This is a genomic window from Alistipes onderdonkii, from assembly GCF_025145285.1.
Taxonomy (GTDB): domain Bacteria; phylum Bacteroidota; class Bacteroidia; order Bacteroidales; family Rikenellaceae; genus Alistipes; species Alistipes onderdonkii.
The window spans coordinates 2,891,459-2,911,609 of record NZ_CP102251.1 but is presented as its reverse complement, the minus strand read 5'-3'; the positions used below and the strand labels follow the sequence as shown (position 1 = coordinate 2,911,609).

The 20,151-nt window shown below is 58.6% G+C and carries 10 protein-coding genes; 6 read left to right on the top strand and 4 right to left on the bottom strand.

Annotation, left to right across the window (positions count from 1 at the left end; all coding sequences use genetic code 11):
- The first annotated feature begins 82 nt into the window (after window positions 1-82).
- The 5 genes from NQ559_RS11805 (at window position 83) to NQ559_RS11785 (ending at window position 12,645) form a co-directional block, all read left to right on the top strand.
- Window positions 83-2,845, top strand: a complete 2,763-nt coding sequence (locus tag NQ559_RS11805; RefSeq protein ID WP_033395310.1) for a GH92 family glycosyl hydrolase — start codon at window positions 83-85, stop codon at window positions 2,843-2,845.
- Window positions 2,846-3,712: 867 nt separating this feature from the next.
- Window positions 3,713-6,571, top strand: a complete 2,859-nt coding sequence (locus NQ559_RS11800; protein WP_083923881.1) for a SusC/RagA family TonB-linked outer membrane protein — start codon at window positions 3,713-3,715, stop codon at window positions 6,569-6,571.
- Window positions 6,572-6,593: 22 nt separating this feature from the next.
- On the top strand, window positions 6,594-8,237 hold the full coding sequence (locus NQ559_RS11795) for a RagB/SusD family nutrient uptake outer membrane protein (RefSeq protein ID WP_018696814.1): 1,644 nt from the start codon (window positions 6,594-6,596) through the stop codon (window positions 8,235-8,237).
- A 22-nt stretch (window positions 8,238-8,259) separates the two neighbouring features.
- Complete coding sequence (locus NQ559_RS11790) at window positions 8,260-9,186, top strand: LamG domain-containing protein (RefSeq protein WP_018696813.1); 927 nt, start codon at window positions 8,260-8,262, stop codon at window positions 9,184-9,186.
- A 15-nt stretch (window positions 9,187-9,201) separates the two neighbouring features.
- On the top strand, window positions 9,202-12,645 hold the full coding sequence (locus tag NQ559_RS11785) for a glycoside hydrolase family 38 N-terminal domain-containing protein (RefSeq protein ID WP_018696812.1): 3,444 nt from the start codon (window positions 9,202-9,204) through the stop codon (window positions 12,643-12,645).
- Window positions 12,646-12,819: 174 nt separating this feature from the next.
- Here NQ559_RS11785 and NQ559_RS11780 read toward each other — a convergent pair whose 3' ends face one another.
- Both NQ559_RS11780 and NQ559_RS11775 read right to left on the bottom strand, forming a co-directional pair.
- Window positions 12,820-13,221, bottom strand: a complete 402-nt coding sequence (locus NQ559_RS11780; protein ID WP_154654059.1) for a hypothetical protein — start codon at window positions 13,219-13,221, stop codon at window positions 12,820-12,822.
- A 7-nt stretch (window positions 13,222-13,228) separates the two neighbouring features.
- Entirely contained in the window at window positions 13,229-15,400 is a 2,172-nt protein-coding gene (locus NQ559_RS11775; RefSeq protein WP_154654058.1) for an RHS repeat protein, read from the bottom strand.
- Window positions 15,401-15,660: 260 nt separating this feature from the next.
- Here NQ559_RS11775 and NQ559_RS11770 point away from each other — a divergent pair, with 260 nt between their 5' ends.
- Window positions 15,661-16,881, top strand: a complete 1,221-nt coding sequence (locus NQ559_RS11770) for an RHS repeat domain-containing protein (RefSeq protein ID WP_018696809.1) — start codon at window positions 15,661-15,663, stop codon at window positions 16,879-16,881.
- A 526-nt stretch (window positions 16,882-17,407) separates the two neighbouring features.
- Here NQ559_RS11770 and NQ559_RS11765 read toward each other — a convergent pair.
- Both NQ559_RS11765 and NQ559_RS11760 read right to left on the bottom strand, forming a co-directional pair.
- Window positions 17,408-18,535, bottom strand: a complete 1,128-nt coding sequence (locus NQ559_RS11765) for an aldose epimerase family protein (protein ID WP_026318550.1) — start codon at window positions 18,533-18,535, stop codon at window positions 17,408-17,410.
- A gap of 62 nt (window positions 18,536-18,597) precedes the next feature.
- Window positions 18,598-20,139, bottom strand: coding sequence for an alpha-N-arabinofuranosidase (locus tag NQ559_RS11760; protein WP_018696806.1), 1,542 nt, complete (start codon window positions 20,137-20,139; stop codon window positions 18,598-18,600).
- Window positions 20,140-20,151 lie beyond the last annotated feature (12 nt).

Genomic DNA, 20,151 nt, shown 5'->3' with positions numbered 1-20,151 from the left:
GGCTGCGGGCCGGAACAGGAACCGGCGAGACGATATTATTCGTATATTCATGCAATACGAACCTTAACGTAAGCACATCGCGATGAAAAAAGAGCTGTTAACCCTGTTTTGCGTGGCGGGAATCTCGTTCCCGGCACTCGGCGGCACCTACAATATCGCCCCGAAAGCCCGCGCCACGGCATCGTCGTCGCTCAATGCCGACGGCGATGCCTCGAAAGTCAACGACGGCTACATCCGCCTCGACAATGCGGGCGAATGGGTATCGGCAGCGCAGATGCCCTACTGGCAGCAATTACCCTACCCCTGGATCCGGCTCGACTGGGACGAGGAGGTCACCCTCTCGCGCATCGTCCTCTACGACCGGCCGACGGGCGATGCGCATACGGCAGGCGGCGACCTCTTTTTCAGCGACGGCACACGTATCGGAGTAGTCGGGATCCCGGACAACGGGGAGCCCAAGGTCGTGGAATTCGCGCCCAAACGGGTCAGATGGGTGAAATTCGAGGTCAACGACGCCGTGGGTTCCCATGTCGGGCTCTCCGAGATCGAGGCATTCCCGCCCGCCGAGGCCGGAGGCGATTTCGTCTCGCAGGTCGACCCGTTCATCGAAACGACCAAGGGGCGCTATTTCTTCTTCATCACGGGCAACCAGCCGTTCGGCATGATCGGCGCCGCACCGCTGACCCGCAACCGCAACCAGTACGGCGGGGGCTACAACTACAATTCGACCGAGGTGCTCGGCTTCCCGCAGATACACAACTGGGTGCTGGCCGGGCTTACACTCATGCCGACGACCGGCAACGTCGATCCCACCCTCGGCGAAGGGCACTGGAAATCGCACTTCCGGCACGAGGGCGAAATCGCCCAGCCGGGTTACCACCGCCTCTTCCTGGAGGATTACGGCATCTGGGTCGAGCAGACGGCTACTGACCGCACGGGGTTCTACCGCCTGACCTTCACCCGGGACGCCGAAGCCGGCATACTCCTGAACCTGGGCGGCTATCTGGCGTCGACGACCATGTGCAACGCCCGCGTGCAGCGGGTCGGAGAGCACGAAATCGAGGGCAGCTTCGACACCTACGGCCGCCACTGGGGCGGCCCCGAGAACGTCAGGGTTTACTTCGTCGTCCGTTTCGACCGGCCGTTCGACCGACTCGACGGATGGGTCGGCACACGCCGTTATTCCGGAATCGACTCGCTCGAAGGCTCCTCCGAAATCACCAGGCGCCACCCGCGCGAAGCGCTGAGTTACCTGGACTCCCCCACATCGGGCGTCGCGGCACATTACGGTGTCCGTACGGGCGACCGCATCCATGTCCGCACGGCCGTATCGTACGTCAGTACGGAAAATGCACGGGAGAACCTCACGCATGACGCCACGACCTGGGACTTCGACGCCGTGCGCCGCGCGGCACAGGACGAATGGAACGAATGGCTGGGACGCATCGAGGTAAAAGGCGGCACGCAGCAACAACGGACAAAATTCTACACCGACCTGTGGCATGTCCTGCTGGGCCGCCACAAGATCGACGACGTGAACGGCGAATACCCCGACCTGACGGACGGCCAGCGCGCAGGTTCGTTCACGCGCGACATCCGGGTCAAGACCCGTACGCTCCCGCGCGATGCGGCAGGCCGCGTCGTGCATCACATGTATAATTCCGACGCCTTCTGGCTCACGCAGTGGAACCTCAACGTCCTGTGGGGGCTGGGATGGCCCGAAATGCCCGACGAAATGTCGGCCTCGCTCATCCGCTATGCCGACAACGGCGGGCTGATTCCCCGGGGGCCCTGCGCCGGAGGATATACCTACATCATGTCCGGATGTCCGGCCACGCCGCTCATCGTCTCGGCCTATAACAAAGGGCTGATGCGCAAATGCGACCCGATGCACGCTTTCCGGACGATGCAACGCAACCATATGCCGGGCGGCATGCAGGGAATCGGGGAATTTTACCTCGAACACGGCTACCAGCCGAAAAACGCCGGGATGACGATCGAGTCGAACTTCCAGGATTGGGCGCTCGCACAAATGGCCGTGCGTTTGGGACTGGAGGATGAGGCCGCCTACTTCGGCAACCGATCCCACGGATGGCGCAAGCTATACCGCCCCGACCAGCAGTTGCTCTTCCCCAAGGACGAGCAGGGCCAATGGCTGCACGACGATCCGCTCAGGGGCACCGGCTGGATCGAGGCCAATGCCTGGCAGGCCACCTGGGGCGTATCGCACGAACTACCGACCCTCGCAACGCTCATGGGCGGTTATGACAAATTCTGCGGGAAGCTCAATTATGCATTCGAGCAGGCTGCGCCGCAGGATTTCGTGTTCGGCTACGGACAAGGCTACGTCAGCTACGCCAACCAGCCGGGATGCTCCAACGCACACGTATTCAGCTGGGGCGGGAAACCCTGGCTCACGCAATACTGGGTTCGCCGGGTGAACGAACAGGCTTACGGGGGCACCACGCCCGACCGGGGGTATGGCGGGCACGACGAAGACCAGGGACAAATGGGCGGCGTGAGCGCACTGATGTCGATCGGGTTGTTCAGTACGCGGGGCACGGCCGCTGCCCGCCCCGTATACGAGATCACCTCGCCGGTCTTCGACGAGGTGTCGATCCGTCTCGACAAGCGTTATTACCCGGCCGACCGTTCCGACCGGTTCGTCATCCGCACCTACGGCAATTCGGACAAGAACTGTTATATCCAACGCGCACGCCTCAACGGCCGGGTGCTCAACAACTTCTGGTTCCCGCACGAAGAATTCGCACGCGGCGGCCTGCTCGAGCTATGGCTGGGGCCCGAGCCCAACACCCGCTGGGGAACCGGGAAACTCCCCGAATAGCGGCAGGCATATTCCCCATCGGCGGCGCATCCGTTGTCCGGATGCGCCGTTACTTTTTCCGAACGTCCCGTCCGGGAAGGGGTCGGAGACAATGGGAAAGCAGGGACAACGGAAGGAGCCGGAACAATGCGGGTATCGCAACGCCAGAAATGCCAGACAACGCCGCACGCCACGCGAACCGGCAGGCGGGGGCAACCTGCCGAACAGGCGGCGGGCAGCGGGCGTCACACAGCAGAAAGCAGGCAGCAGGCGACGGGCAGCAGGCGGCAGGCGGCACACGGCAGAAAGCGGGCGGCGGGCGGGCAGCAATCCGTCGGGCAGGCGGCAGCATCGCGCATCGAGAAGATTTCATGTACATACAAACAGCCCGCAACGGCCGCACGATGCACACACCGGCACGGCGGCAGCCCCGGGCACAGGGAATCGGAGATCGCTTCGGAACCGTGCAGACTCGGCTCCGGCAAAAATCATGCAGGCAAACAGGTACTATCCACAGAGATACCGGAAATCCTCCGAATAAGGGAAATACAGCGGATGTTCACAAATTATCATAAAAAAAGAGCTGAAAAAAGTTGTATTTTAAAAATCTATGTATAAATTTGCAGTAGACGTTAATGTTCATACATTATTAAAAATGTTCAACTATTAATCAACCAACCCAAACCACACTAACCTAAACTACTGAACCATGCAACATTTCTATCCAATCATCCATGCCGGCCGGCGACCCCAGCACAGGCTATCGGGCATTATGAGAGGCGGTTTTGTCCTGGTGCTGTCGGCCCTGATGTTGCCGGCGGCGGCAAATGCGGCCGCGGAAAGTTCCGCAACAGCAACTGTCAACCCCCAAAATACAGGGGGGGGGAAATCCGGCGTACGGTATCGGGCATCGTCGAGGACACGCACGGGGCAGCCGTTGCGGGCGCTTCCGTCGTAATAAAAGGATCGTCACGCGGCACGCTGACCGACAACGCGGGACACTACGCACTCGAGGGGGTGGAAGACGGCGACTTGCTGGAAATATCGTTCCTCGGCATGCTGCCGCAGACCGTCAAGGTGGGAGCCGGACGCACTTCGGTGGACGTAGTCCTGTCGGAGGACATGATTGGTCTGGAAGATGTCGTCGTGACGGGCTACACCACGATGAAACGCAAGGACATCACAGGTTCCGTCAGCTCGATCTCGGCAGACCGTATCGAGCGTATCCCGGCCTACAACATCACCACGGCGTTGACCGGCATCGCCGGGATTAGGATGGACGGGGGTTCGATCCGCATACGCGGCACCCGCTCGCGCAATGCCAGCAACGACCCGCTGATCGTCCTCGACGGCATTCCCTACGACGAAACGCTGTCCTCGATCAACCCCGGGGACATCGAGTCGATCGACGTGCTGAAAGACGCGTCCTCGACGGCCATCTACGGCGCCCGCGGCGCCAACGGCGTTATCCTGATTACGACCAAACAGGCCAGACAGGGCAAGACGACGGTAACCTACGACGGGTTCGTGGGTGCAGGCGTCAACAACTGGGGTTCGCTCGACGTAATGGACGCCGACGAATACGTCGCATTCCAGCGCGAGGCGAGCCGTGCGGCAGGCACCTGGCACAGCGAAGCCGACGACGCAAAGGCGTTTTTCGGGATCGAACTGGCCAACATGGGCAAGGTCGACAATGACTGGATGGGAAAGTATTTCAACAAGAAACGCCTGTGGACAAGCCACTCGCTGACCATTTCGGCGGCAACGGACAAAAGCGCCTACAAAATCGCATTCAACTACAAGAACGAAGACAGCCGCTACAAAAACGCGGGGCACGACCACTTTTACCTGACCGCAGACCTCTCGCACAAGGTGCTGCCGTTCCTCAAGGTAGGACTTTCGAGCCGCGCATACTACATCGTCAAGAACGACAAGCCGGATATGTTCAACCAGTTCCTGCACATGTCCCCGCTCACACAGACCCGCAACGAGGACGGCAGCTACAACGTCTACCCCTTCGGCGACCCGTTCGTGAAGAACCCCTACATGAACGAGAGCGACGACGTATATAAGGACAAGACCGAGGAGTGGAAACTCTTCCTGCGCTTCTTCGCCCAGATCGACCTGGCGAAGGGGCTCACGTTCAATACCAACTTCGCATACAGCCCCGCCTTCTCGTCGCGCGGCTATTACTACGACAACCGCTCGGTATCGTATACCGACGAGCGCAACGTGGCCTTCATGCACAACAACCGCAAGGCCGACTGGGTCTGGAACAACGTGCTCAGCTACAAACGCCAGTTCGGCAGGCACAATATCGACCTGACGGCCGTCTATGAAATGCAAAACCGCCAGACGGTCAACGCATCCATGTCGGGCAAAGACCAGGAATCGCCCGCCTACCTGTGGTACAACATGGGACGCCTGACCGATTCGAAAAGCCTGTCCTCGGGCTTCGTCCGCAGCCAGATGGTTTCGGTCGTCGGGCGCGTGCAATACTCCTACGACGACCGGTACATCGTCACCGCGTCGTTCCGCGAGGACGGTGCGTCGCAGCTCTCGCCGGGGCATAAATGGGCTTTCTTCCCTTCGGGGGCCATCGCGTGGCGCATTTCGGAAGAGCCCTTCCTCAAGGACGTGGAGTGGATTTCGAACCTCAAGCTGCGCGCCTCGTACGGCATGACGGGCAACTACTCGATCGCGGCCTATGCCACGGCAGGTACGCTGCACGGCAAATACGCCAATTTCAACGGCGGTGAGCTGCACCGCCCGGGGCTGGAGCCCGAAACCCGCCCGACGCCCGACCTGGAGTGGGAGCGCAACAAGATGCTCGACATCGGCCTCGACTTCGGGTTCCTCAAGGGACGTATCCACGGTACGATCGACTATTACGATTCGAAGAGCTACGACCTGCTCTACCTCAAGGTGCTGCCCTATACTTCGGGCTTCAACCGGGCGTGGACGAACATCGGCGACACCCGCAACCGCGGCTGGGAGGTAAGCCTCTCGACCGTCCCCGTGGAAACGAAGGACTTCCACCTGGGGGTGAACCTCTCGTATTACCGCAACAAGGAGGAGCTGGTACGCCTGCAGGATCCCAAGATGAAGGAAGACATCAACAACGGCCTGTTCGTAGGCTATCCGGTCAACGGCGTACACTATAATTACAAACAGGTAGGCATCTGGCAGGAAAACGAAGCCGACCTGGCTGCGATCTACGGACAGAAACCCGGCGAGGTCAAGGTCGCCGACCTGGACGGCAACGGCAAGATCGACGGCAACGACCGCACGATCCTCGGCACGACACGCCCCGACTGGGTCGGCGGGCTGCAGATCAATGCGGAGTGGAAGAACATCGACTTCTCGGTCGACGTATACGGCGAGTTCGGCTCGCTGGCCCACGACGGCCGCAGCACGAGCGAATGGGCGAACCAGCTCGGGCGCTGGAACACCTACAAGATCGACTACTGGACGCCCGAAAGACCCTCCGACCGACATCCACGCCCGGTCGAAGGACAGTCGATCAAATACCTCGACGCCACGGGCTACTACAAGAACAGCTACGTGAACATCCGCAACATTACGCTCGGCTACACCCTGCCCCGGGCATGGATGGGGCGCGTGGTGAAGAAGACGCGCTTCTATGTGACCATGAACACCCCGTGGCGTTACAGCCAGTTCCAGAACACGGGCGGCATCTCGTGGTGGGAGTCGTTCTATATCTTCGGCGCGAATGTCCAGTTCTAACTTAAAATCCGAAAACCAGACCATGAAAAAGATACTCATCCTGTTTGCGGCGGCACTTACGATAGGGCTGACCGGATGCCAGAGCTTCCTCGAAGAAGAAACCTACGGGTCGACGACCGAGATATTCAAGGAGGAAAACGGCATCAAGGCGCTGGTATACCAGAGCTACACCAAGATCAACAACCTCTACGGCGGCGACGGACAGTGGCCGCTGATGACCGAACTGGGGACGGACATCTACCTGCGCGGCAAGAACCAGGGCGATGTGGGCCTGTGCGACTACTACGGGCTCGACGCCACCAACGGCAATGTGGCATGGCTGTGGAACCACTGCTACAAGGCGCTGTTCAACATCAACCTGTTCTTCGAAACGATCGACCAGACGCCCTTTGCCGACGAGGACGAAAAGAGCCAGTTCAAAGCGGAGATGTATGTCATGCGGGCCCTGTTCCTGTGGATCGTCACCGAGACGTGGGGCGACAGCTACCTGCCGATGACAACCGACGAGACCGAGGGCACCGAAGCCCGCCGTTCGCCCCGCGCGAAGTTCTACGAAGAGATCATCGGCGCACTCGAGACGGCCATCGGGCTATTCCCCGACACGCGCACCACGGAATCGGGGCGCATCGACATGCCCGCAGCCAAGGCGCTGCTCGCACGCATGTACCTCTACAACGAACAGTGGGACGAGGCCGCAGACATGGCATCGCAGGTGATCGGCCACTACGGGCTGGAGCTCTGCCCCTCGCTCAAAGACCTGTGGGCCGACGACAAGACCAACAACGAATTCATCTGGACGACGGAATTCACCGAGGACGACGCCTTCCGCCAGGCCAACGGCTACTGGTCGTGGTATGCCATGTATATCGACCGTTTCCCGGGCGTGCAGACCATGCTCAAATGGACGGGCTACGGCGGCTGCCAGGCGATCCCCTCGACCTACTTCATGGATCTGTTCGACCGCGACGCCGACAAACGCTGGAGCGACCTGCACCAATGGGTATGGTATTACAACGACCCGGCCGACGACCGTTCGGCCTTCCCGCTCAACCAGTGGCGCGAATACATCGACACGGCGCTCTACCTCTGTCCCGACGTACTGCCCGTCGAGGAACACAAGCGCATGGAAAAGACCTTCACGGTATTCGACCGCAACGACATGTTCGACGCCGACGGCATCCCGCAGGATCGCTGGACGTTCATCGGCATGACCAAGTTCTACGACCACACCCGGCCGGGCAACATGTCGGAGCTGTCGGATCGCAGCTACCCTGTGATCCGGCTGGGCGAACTTTACCTGATCCGTGCCGAGGCGCGTATCCGGAGCACGGAGAACCGCGACCTGAAGGGTGCCGCCGAGGACATAACCCAGCTGCGCAAACGCGCCGTCAACCACGAAAAGCCCGAATACGAAGAGGCCATGAAGGTCACCGAAGAGGACATGACGCTCGATTTCATCCTCGAGGAACGCGCCCGCGAGCTCTTCGGCGAGTGGCAGCGGCGGCTCGACCTGAAACGCTTCGGCAGGCTCATCGACCAGGTGAGGATCTACAACCCCGATGCAAAGGACAACATCAAGGAGTACCACGTCGTACGCCCCATCCCGCAGACGCAGTTCGACGGCATGCCCGACTGGAGAACCCTGGGACAAAACGAAGGATATTAAACACCTAATGCAGTAAACGACCATGAAAACCATACTGAAAAAATTCGCAGCCTTCCTCTGCGCGGCACTGGTATTGTGCGCATGCAGCGACGACGACTATTCCGAAGCACATCAGACGCTCATGGCATTGATCCGCCAGGCGGAATCGCTCGTCGAAGAGTCGACGGAAGGGATCGAAGAGGGCGACACGGCCCCCGGATCGAAGAAGGCATTGCAGGCCCGCATCGACCAGGCCTATTACATCATGCACAACACCTCGCGGGACGAAGGCTACCGGAACGCCTGCAAACAACTCGAAGAAGCGATAAAAGCCTTCCGGGAGAACATCGTCAAGGCCGGAATCCCCTATTTCAACGCCGGGTCGAAGATGAACCTCGGGCCCGCAGGCGACTGGGATCTCACGGAAGAGCTGACGTGGGAGATGAAAATACGTTTCGACGAATTCGCGGCGGGCGACCAGAACGTCATCTCGTGCGAACAGGGCAAGGGTGCCATCATGATCCGCAACAACGGCGCGAACCTGCAGTTCTACGTCAACGACGGGAGCTGGAAGGGCGGCACCTGCTGCACGATCGAGCTGAACAAGTGGTACCACATCACAGCCACGTACAAGGCCAACGACAAGATGCACTTCTATCTGGACGGACGGCTGGTAAAGAGCTTCGCGTGCGGCAAGGCCATCGTGGAGCCGACCTGCAACCTGCAGCTGGGCACCGCCCCCTCCTACTCGAACCGCTACATGCGCGGCAACATCCAGCACGTTTCGATCTGGGCGGACGTCCGCACCGAGGCCGAGGCCGCAGCCGATGTGGCATGCGACTTCTCCGGGACTGAGGAAGGGCTGAAAGCCTACTGGCCGCTGACGCTCAACGTCGGCTCGGAGATCACCGACATGACCGGCAGGCATGTGGCAAAAATGACCGACGTAAAATGGACTGACCCCGAATAACCCAAAAATTCCGATATGAAAAGACACAAGCATTCCATCCTCGCCGTATTGGCGGCCCTGCTATGGGGCAGCCTGTCGGCAACACCCTACCGGCCCGTATGGGAAATCGGCCGCAAAGACGGTTCGGCCGCCGAGTTCGCGTTGTACGACGGCGCGTATTCCGACCTTCTGGGCCGGTTCCCCGGCGCGGCGGCCGCGTACGACGTAGGGCGCAGCACACCGGGAGAGATCCCCTACATCCTGCCCGGGCCCCAGGACGGATGGGCCGGCAACGGCAACGGATCGCTGCTGATCCGCTTCGGGGCCGATGCGCAAGCCTCCCGGGCGGAGATGCGGCTGACACTCTACCTGGTCGAATCGCAGGCCTCGTCACCCCCGACGATCGAAATCTCCGCAGGCGGGTTCCGCACCTCGGTGCAGGCGCCTGCCGGGGACGACATCAACTACCCGGATACCAAACGCACCTCGGCACGCGGCCTTGCGATCGAGGCCCTATTGCCGGCCGGGACATTCGGCGCCGGGGAAAACCTCCTCACGATCCGCAATGCCGGCGGCAGCTGGCTCGTCTGGGACGCCATCGTCCTCGAAGCCGACCGCAGCGTGAAATGCACACGCCCCGGCGACGGCATCGCACTCATCGGAAGCCACTCGCAGCCGGGGCTGATTTACGGCCGCACCGAAGAGGAGCTGCTGCACCCGGTGACGCTGACCCTCGTCAACTGGGGCAAGCCCCAGCGTGTCGGATGGAACTACGACGGCAAACCGGGCGGGACGGTCGCACTGTCACGCGGCATAAACACCGTCGAGGTCAACATTCCCGAAGGGTACGAAGGCCGCACGGTGGATTTCGAAGTGCATCCCAACCGCGGGAAAGCCCTGTCGGCGGCGGTGGAAATCGCCCCGGCGGACAAATACACCGTCTACCTGGTGCAGCACACGCACACGGACATCGGCTATACCAAACCGCAGACCGAAATACTCACCGAGCACCTGCGCTATATCGACTATGCCGTAGAATACTGCGACCTGACGGCCGACTACCCGGACGACGCGAAGTTCCGCTGGACATGCGAAGCCTCGTGGCCCGTACGCGAATGGTTGCGCATACGTCCCAAGGCACAGGTGGACAAATTCATCAGGTACGTCAAGGCAGGGCAGATCGAGGTGACGGCCATGTTCTTCAACATGTCCGAGCTGTCGGGCGAGAACAATTACAAGACGTTCCTCGAGCCCGTGGCCCGATTCCGGGAATTGGGGCTGCCGGTCGAAACAGCCATGCAGAACGACGTGAACGGCATCGCATGGTGCCTGGCGGATTACCTGCCCGACCTGGGCGTGAAATATTTTTCGATCGGGTCGAACAACCACCGCGCCCTCGTCCCGTTCGACCGTCCGACACTCTACCGCTGGGAGTCCCCGTCGGGCAAAGGACTGCTGATGTTCCGCAGCGACCATTACCATACCGGGAACTCGTGGGGCATCCACACGGGCGATATGGCCCGCCTGGAAGACGGCGTATTCGGGTACATCCGCAACCTCAAACGCACGGGTTACCCGTTCCCGGTCATCGCCGTGCAATACTCGGGATACCTGACCGACAACTCGCCCCCGTCGATGCGCGAGTGCGACCTGATCCGCGCATGGAACGAACGCTACGCATGGCCGAAGCTACGCAGCGCCACGGCACACGAATTCCTCGGGCGCATCGACTCCCAGTACGGCGACAAGCTGCCCGTATACCGGGCCGCCTACCCCGACTGGTGGACGGACGGGTTCGGGTCGGCGGCACGCGAGACGGCAGCCTCACGCAAAACGCAATCCGACCTGGTCGCCATCGAAGCGATGCTCTCGATGGCCCAAATGGAGGGGACAGGCCAGAGCGGCGGGACACACGAAGAACTGCGCCGCATCCACGAAAACCTGCTCTTCTACGACGAGCACACCTTCGGGGCAGCGGAAAGCATCTGGAATCCCGGATGCGAAAATTCACAGGTGCAATGGGCTGAAAAGGGCTCCTACGTATGGGAGGCGCTCAAAAGCACCCAACTGCTCTATGAAGATGCCATAGGCCGCCTGCAAGGCACCCTCTACCGCTCGACGCACCCGACGCTCACGTTCTTCAACCCGCTCGGCTGGGAACGCTCGGAACTGGCGACAGTCTACATAGACTTCGAACTGATCCCGGCCGACCGCGAGTTCCGGATCGTCGATGCAGCCGGGAAAGCCCTGCGCGTACAGCCCATCCGCTCGCGCCGCGAAGGACGCTATTACGCCATCTGGGCGGAAGGAATCCCCGCCATGGGTTACAAGACCTTCGAAATCGTACTCGGCGACGGCAAGGCCGCGGCACCCCGCCGCACGGAACTCCGGGACAACAGCCTCGAAAACGATTTCTACAGGATCGTCTTCGACCCGGCTTCGGGGACGATCGCCTCGCTCTACGACAAGGAGCTGGGACGGGAGATGGTCGACCCGGACTCGGAATGGAAGCTGGGGGCTTTCGTCTATGAATCGCTCAACGGCGACCGCCGCCAAATGGAACGCAAAGTATTCGACAATTACCGGCGCTCTTCGCTCTCCGACGTGCACTGCCCGGGCGTAACGTCGGGCGATATTTACCAGAGCGTCCGCTTCACGGGCAAAGCCGAGGGATGCGACGAAAAATTCGGCGTGCAGGTCGAAGTACGCCTGTATAACGACGTGAAACGCGTGGAGCTCGGCTACGATTTCATCCGCAACCCCGAAACCGATCCTTCGGCGATCTACGTCGCCATGCCGTGGCTGCTGGAAAATGCGAAACTCACGTTCGACGTACCGGGCGGCGTAGTCCGTTCCGGCGAAGACCAGATCCCCGGCACGAGCGCCTCGTGGAACACCGTGCAGAATTTCGTCGCGGCACGCAACGACGACGCCCAGATTCTCGTAAGCGGCAGCGAGGTACCGCTCTACCTGCTCGGGAAACTGCTCGACGACCCCTATGGCCAGCCCCGCACCTATGAAAAGCCGCATGTCTTCCCGTGGCTGATGAACAATTACTGGACGACGAATTTCCGCGCTTCGCAGGAAGGGGAATTCAAGTGCGGGTTCGTCATCAGCTCAACCCCGGACACCTCGAACACGGCCGCATCGCAGTTCGGCTGGAGTGCACGCATCCCGCTCTGCACCCGCGTCATGCCGGCCGCCACGAAGGCCAACGGCAACACCCGCGACCGCTCATTCCTGCGCAGCGGATGCAGCCATGTGCTGATCACGTCATGCACCCCCGCAGCCGGCGGAGAGGGCATCCTGGTCAACCTGCGGGAAACCGACGGGCAGGCAGGCACCCTCACCCTGCTCGACGCCTCGGGACGCGAACTGCCCTTTACGGCGGCCGATGCGACAGGGCACCCGCTGGACGGCCGAAGCGTCACTTCGCTGGCTCTGAAACCCTATGAAAACCGGTTCGTACTCCTGAAATAGGCCGGAAAAAGGCTACGGCGGGGAATTTCCACCCGAACCGCCCTCCGCAAAGACAGGCTGCATCCGATTCCGGTGCAGCCTGTCCTGTATCCAAGGCTTTTACAGGCAGGTATCCGGCTGTTCACGCTCCGGCAACAGCCAAGGCAATACCACTGTCCACCACCCGCCTAAAGGTCAATGTATTTTTCGATGTGCGATTTTCAGGTTCACAAAAACAGAGATCGGAGCGACTACAATAAGATCGATACCATATATTGCTCCTGCCCCCCAAAGGCTGCCAGGCAATAATAATAGATTGTCAAAAATGAATTTTATTGTGAACGAAACTAAAAAGATAAATCCGATTTGTCCCCACAAAGCAGCACGCGCACTTTCTGTTCGGTTATAAAACCGGTATAAAGACTTACACGCAAAAAAAAGAGCAAGAGAGAATACAAGAAAAATAATATAGTATATTGCAGGGGCAAGACTACTAAACAAATTCCCAACTAAAACTACGGGCAACCATGATGGATAACTAAGAATCGTACTTACAATTGCAAGAACGGTAATAGCAGTATCATTCAACTTTTTCATTTTATAGTTAATTTGAGGTGATAGGTACGCCGGCTGTAATACATTTTTGTAAAAAATCATATAACTCTTTTCCAGTTATCGAATGACCAGATGGAGATCCGAATCCATCTGTATGATAATTCTCATCTTTTATATTATTTATTTTCTTTTTACCCTTACTGCTCAAAAAATCACGAGTAGACCCGAATTGACGCCCCAACACACCTTGGGGATGTGAAAAACCAGAAGGCTGGTGCGCTGCAATATAATCCACAAAACCGATACGATCCTGGTAACCCGCATCGATCAGTGCCTGCGCAATACCGGCCGCATATGCAGCACCCTGACTGTGCCCAACCAGTTTTATCGTTTCGTCATCCGTCAATTCAACTTCCCCGGCAAGTATTTGCTGAACAAGTTTACGTCCGGCCTCAAGTCCCATGTTATAGCGTTTTGAGGCACTGCCGCCTGGTAAAGTTGTGCGGCCCTGCGTATATAAGGCATTCTGATCGTTATACGTATCTATATACAATTCATTGACCGATCCCCAATCATAATAATCCTTTTTGCTGAAATCTCTATTCGGCGCGGCGCTGGCCATCATAACAGATTTCATTTGTGACGGGAGCGAATTACTGAGCATCATAGTCCCTATTATTGCCGAAGTAACAGAACGATTGGGCTCAAATCCACCGACAAAGATGATTAAGCGTCCGTCCGCGTCAATGGCATTTATGGGATTGTTTGCACAGTAGGCATAGGAACCGATATGATAATACAGCTCCGACAATTGATCTGTGCCAAGCCATACGGCACCGTCCGAATCGTACTGACGGGCTCCGTAGTCCAGGTAGGGATTGTTCAGAAATGCCTGAGCCTCGTTGCCGTTGTAGCGGTAGCGGTTGTCCGACAGCAAGCCGTCGTCCCAACGACTGCCGAAGGGATAGTAATCGTTGCGTTCCAGCACTTCGCCATCGCCGTTGACTACCGCACGTACGCTGCCAAGATGGTCGGTCACGAAATAACGGGCTTCGACACCCGTAGCTGTCGCAACAAAACGACCACCCGTGAAGGCACAACTCTCCATCGTCAGGGCTGCGCCATGCTTGGTATATATCAAAGAACCCGAGTAGTAAAGACCGTTGCCCGAGGAGTCCGTCGCCGAGAACTTAGTGCCATCCGAAAGATACGAATATTTTGCAACAATCGTATCGCCATGCATTACTTTTTCGATCAGGTTCAGGTCATTATAGCGGAGGTTCAAACCCGTATGGGAATCGTAAAGCACATTGCCCGCGGAATCGTAGACATACCCTACACCGCTGTAGATCGTGTCGCGAGGGATAACAGGCACGGCAGGATCGGGGGTCGGATCGGGATCGCCAAGAGCGGCAGAGGAAGCAGGTGTTATCCAGGAAGAGGTTGCAGGAGACGAAGCCGATAAATCGTCGAGTGCCGTCAACTGGTTCCCATTATAACGATATACGTAATAATTTTTCAGAATTCCATGCTCATAGCGTTTCAGAAACTTAATATTACCATTGTAATCATACGACATGTAATCTTCGACAAACTGATTATCAAACTCCCCATTAATATACTGATCGGTATCCGTCAGGCGGGAGTGGCTATCATAGGTGAAGGCATACGTGTTTTCGTCGGACTCTCCACCCTGCCGCCATGTCCATTCCGAAATATTACCCGCGTAGCTGGGCGTAGTCTCTCCATACTGAGGATCATAATAGCGCAGATGCGTATCGAACAGCGGGCTGCCGCTGTCCGTGACCTGCATATCCGTCTGCCACCCCTGAAGATTATATGCCATCGTCGTATTCAAACCTCCGTTACGCGTTGTTTTGCCGACCAATTTCCCAAGGTCGTCATACTCATAATCCACAGCCACGGAATTCTCGTAATTTAAAGCCCTGACTTCGCGGATCAAGCGCCTGCGGTTGTCATAGACATATGAGGCAGTCACCATATCTTCATCGGCACCGGCATAAGGCTGGCGAAGTTCTTTGTAGCGCACGACATTTCCCACAAGATCGTAATCGTAGGACGTACGGGAAATCCCGCCTTCGGGATTACGTTCGACGACCTGCATGAGCCTCTTTTTATAATCGTAGAAATAAGTGCGCTCCACATACCGGGGTTCCCCGGCATCGTCACCCAGCACGGCGAGTTTCTCATAGGTTTTCAACCCCTTCGGATCCTGAAGGCCCGCCAGACCCAGTCACCCCCGACCCTGTTCCCATAGATCCGGTACTCCCTGTCGATCCCGAAGACCCGCTCCTCCCGGTCAACCCCGAAGAGCCTTACCGCCCCGTAACATATGATCCGGCCGTCACAAACCTCGCTTTCGGCGTCACCGAACCGCACGATACCGAGCGTTATATTTACGACGAATACCGGCTGGATTCTCCGGCATTCGGCACACATGCGTTCCTTCCCGTCGCCGAGGTGACCGACGAAACCATCCGCAGTACAAACGTCCGCGGGCTGAAAACGCATGAGGAGATTTTCGAAACATTCGACAAATCCGTATTCTCCCCGGCCAGGAAAGCCCCCCTGTCCGCACGCCGGACATTCTACTACGATGCCCGCAACCGGGTAATCCAGTCGGTCGAAACCACCCCGCTCGGTTACGGTTTGCGCATCAGCTACAAATACGACTATTCGGGAAATATCCTGATCCGCGACGAGCAACATAATATTTCCGAAGGCGAACCTCTGAATCTCCGTTATGCCTACACCTACGACGGGCGGGGCAGACAACTGCGCGAGGTAGTTTCCATAAACGGCAAGGTCTGCGCCGACGTTGCGTCCGCATACGACGAGTTGGGACGCCTGCAAACAAAAACCGCCGGAAACGGCTTGGAGACCGAACACAAATACAACATCCAGGGCTGGCTCTCGGGAATCACGCACAGAATCAAAGCCCCATCGGTAAACCTGCAAACCGGGGATACGCTCTGGATTCACAATATTATCTTCACCGAACAACTCAATTATTTCAAACCGCAGGCCGCCAAACCCCTGTATTCGGGAAATATCGCGGAAATATCCTGGAACCGGGGACGTGACGTCATGGGGGATAACACCTATGCTTATTCGTACGACATGCTGGGGCGCCTGACCGATGCCGAGTTGTATAAACGCGAACCGTCCGAAAATTTTCCCGGATTTTCCCCGCTCAGGGACAACACCTTTACCGAGCGCAGGATGGAATACGACCTGAACGGGAACATACGGAGTTTCGAACGCTACAACGGCGATGAAATTCTCAAGTATAAATACCTCCTCGACGGCAACCAACTCGTCCGTGTAAAACACTATCCCGGCACAAAAGACTCGGAGGGAAAGGTAGCCTTCGGCATTGAGGAGGCAGACAATCCCTTCGAATACGACGCGATGGGAAATCTGGTATATGACGGTCAGAATCAACTGAAAATCTCATACGATTTCCTCAACCTGCCGCAAAAAATCGCACCTGCGGAGCTGCATTCGCAGGCGGGAAAACTGTTTTTAGCAAATTATTGTTATCTTTGGAATGGCGAGAAGGTCGCCTCGACTGACGTCCGGGGTAACGGATACTTGTATATCGGAAGCGTCCGTTACAGCTTAGACTCGGCAAAGCCCGCATTCGAGAGCGCTCCCTTTGCCATGGGACGCATTGGCTGACTGGGTGAAGAATACGATACCCGCTATTTCCTGAACGACCATCTGGGGAGCGTGAGGGCGATCGTAAACCAGAACGGGGTCGTTACTGCTGAATACGACTACATGCCATACGGCATGCAGCATAAAAACAGTTCTTTGGCAACGTCGGACGGTAACACGTTCCGATACAACGGAAAAGAATTCCTGTCCAGGTTCTGCGTCGACCTATACGACTCGCAGGCCAGATTGCAGGGTATGAACGCACGGTTCAACTCGATAGACCCGCTCGCAGAAAAATATTTTCCGGTCAGTCCGTATACTTAACAGCTCCGGATACTTTCACAGCCTCCGGAGCGGTTCTATTATACCCGCCCGGGTCGAACGCGACCTGAATCACGGCCTGAACGGGAACATGCGGAGCTTCGAGCGGTACACGGCGACAGACTGTACAAATATGTCTACCATTTAGACGGCAACCTGCTCGTCCATGTAAAAAGCCACCCGGGCCCGCAAGACGAACCCGGGTGTTTCAGCGATCGGGATATACCTACCGGGTACTGAACTTGTAGACACAGACATGGTGGTAGCGCTGGCCGGGGCCGAGCACCGTCGAGGGGAAGCCGGGATGGTTGGGGCTGTCGGGGAAGTGCTGGGTCTCGAGCGCCAGCGAAGCGCGGCGGCCGTAGGATTTGCCGCCCTTGCCGACCAGGGAGCCGTCGAAGAAATTACCGCCGTAGAACTGAATGCCCGGTTCGGTCGTCCAAACCTCCATATAACGCCCCGCAGCGGGTTCATAGACCGTAGCCGCCAGCTCCAGGTCATGGGCGCTCCTGCGCGACAGCACCCAATTGTGGTCGTAGCCGTGGCCGTGGCGGAGCTGTTCGAAATCGGCATCGAGGCGCGACCCGATCGGTGCCGGACGGCGGAAATCCATAGGCGTGCCTTCGACGGGCATCAGGCGGCCGGTGGGGATGAGCGTCGAATCGACGGGCGTGAAGAAATCGGCTGCGATCATCAGTTCATGGTCGTTGATCGGCGGCCCGCCCGCCCCGTGCAGGTTGAAGAACGAGTGGTGCGTGAGGTTGACGACCGTACGGCGGTCGGTCGTGGCCTCGTGTGTGACGACGAAGCTATTGTCGTCGGTCAGCTCGTAGGTCATCGTAACCTTCAGGTTCCCGGGGTATCCCTGATCGCCGTCGGGCGAGAGGCAGGCCAATACGATCTTCTGCGGCGTCACCTCGACGACATCCCACACAACCATGTCGAAGCCCTTGGCACCGCCGTGCAGGCTGTTGGGGCCGTCGTTCAGGGGCAGCGTATACTCCTTCCCGTCGAGCGTAAAGCGCCCTGCGGCGATACGATTGCCGTAACGGCCGATGGTGGCGCCGAGGAACCGCTCTCCGGTTTGATCGACGTAAGCGCCGAGATTGTCGTGCCCCAGCACGATGTCCGCGAAATTGCCGTCGCGGTCGGGCACCCATAATTCGACGACGCGGCCGCCGAAATTGGTCACCGTCATCTCCAGCCCGCGGGCATTCCTCAACGTGTAAAGGTCGGTCGCCTTGCCGTCCACCGTGGAGCGGAAGGCGGCACGCGAGACCTGCGAATGCCGCGCGGAGCCGCATCCGGAAAGCATTCCTGCCATAAAAAATACGATTAATAAGTTCTGTTTCATTTTATTCGGGTTCGGGAGCCCCCGCCCGGGGCCGACGGCGCCTGCCGCCGGGCAGGGTGCTGTCAGTCGGTTACGACGGGGATGCGGATCAGCGTGAACGAGTGCGCCGGGAAGGCATAGGTGAACCGGTCGCCCCGCGCCTGCGCCTCTTTGGTCACGGTTTTCACGGCCTGACGGGTCATCGAGTTCTCGGCCTTGATGTCGGGGCCGTTGACCTCGTATACCGTCGCCTTGCCGTCGAAACGTCCTGTCTGGCAGAGGATGTCGGTCGTGATGGCCTGCTCCCGGTGGCGGTTGGTGACGTTCACGATCACTTCGCCGGCCTCGTTGTCATAGGCCGCCGATACGTCGAGGTAAGGGATCCGCTCCCTGCCCAGCGCATAGGTGTCGCAGTCGACGAAGGTGTCGAGAGACGTGCCGTGGCAATGCGTGGCGAAGAGCTGCAACGGGTAGAAGATCGTCTGGTACCACGAACCATCCTTGGTGGAGAAGATCGGGGCGATGACGTTGACCAGCTGCGCCATGTTGGCCATCTTGACCACATGGGCGTTGCGGACGAAGATGTTGAGGAAAGTCGATACCACCAGCGCATCTTCGAGGTTGTAGACCTCCTCGTTGCCCTCCTCGCCCTTGGCGCGGTACCATACGTTGTACTCGTCGAAGGCGATGTAGATCGGATCCTTGCGTTCGGCCTTGGTCATCGCCTCGGCGATCAGCCCCTCGGTGATGCGGATAGCCTTCTCGGCGAAGCGCGTCGTGGCCATGAACTTGTAATAATCGTTGCTCCGGTTCTCGACGTAGTTGTGCAGGGCGATGTAGTCGGCGTGATTCTTCAGGTACTCCAGCACGGTACGGTTCCAGTCGATCCAGTTGCCGTTGTAGTCGCTCGACCCGGCCACGACAAGTTTGATGTCCCGGTCGATCCACTTCATCAGTTTGGCCGTCTCGAGGGCGAACTTGCCGTAATCCTCGGCGTTCTTGTGCCCCATCTGCCACTGGCCGTCCATCTCGTTGCCCAGGGCCCAGTATTTCACCTTGTGGGGTTTCTCGTAGCCGTTACGGCGGCGCAGGTCGGACCAGTAGGTGCCTTTCTCGACATTGCAGTACTCGACCCAGTTGCGGGCTTCGTCCATCGTCCCCGTGCCGAGGTTCACGCAGAAATAGGGCTCGGTGTCGGCACGGCGGCACCACTCGACGAACTCATCGGTGCCGAACGCGTTGCTCTCGCGGAAGCCCCATGCCAGGTCGATGCGCGTCGGGCGCCCGGCCTGCGGGCCGATGCCGTCCTCCCAGTGGTAGCCCGAGACGAAGTTGCCGCCCGGCCAGCGCACCAGCGATGTGCGAAGCGCCCGCGTCGCTTCGAGCACGTCCCGGCGGTAGCCCTTCTCGTCCGAAAGGGGCGATCCGGGCTCGTAAAGCCCGCCGTAGATGCAGCGGCCGAGGTGCTCGACGAAGTTGCCGTAGATATTCCGGTCGATTTCGCCCTTTTGGCGTTCGATGTCGACCTTGATTCGGGCATTGCCCGTTTTCCCGCGCGCCCAAAGCCCGCCGGGGATCAGCACGGCGGCCACGAGCGCCGCCAGCATGGTTCTTTTCAGATTCATAGTCTTCGGTTT

What these genes read in the sequence shown, in the direction of transcription:
- NQ559_RS11760 (WP_018696806.1), bottom strand. Translation starts at nt 20,139, where the DNA reads ATGAATCTGAAAAGAACCATGCTGGCGGCGCTCGTGGCCGCCGTGCTG.
- NQ559_RS11790 (WP_018696813.1), top strand. Translation starts at nt 8,260, where the DNA reads ATGAAAACCATACTGAAAAAATTCGCAGCCTTCCTCTGCGCGGCACTG.
- NQ559_RS11780 (WP_154654059.1), bottom strand. Translation starts at nt 13,221, where the DNA reads ATGAAAAAGTTGAATGATACTGCTATTACCGTTCTTGCAATTGTAAGT.
- NQ559_RS11765 (WP_026318550.1), bottom strand. Translation starts at nt 18,535, where the DNA reads ATGAAACAGAACTTATTAATCGTATTTTTTATGGCAGGAATGCTTTCC.
- NQ559_RS11805 (WP_033395310.1), top strand. Translation starts at nt 83, where the DNA reads ATGAAAAAAGAGCTGTTAACCCTGTTTTGCGTGGCGGGAATCTCGTTC.
- NQ559_RS11795 (WP_018696814.1), top strand. Translation starts at nt 6,594, where the DNA reads ATGAAAAAGATACTCATCCTGTTTGCGGCGGCACTTACGATAGGGCTG.
- NQ559_RS11785 (WP_018696812.1), top strand. Translation starts at nt 9,202, where the DNA reads ATGAAAAGACACAAGCATTCCATCCTCGCCGTATTGGCGGCCCTGCTA.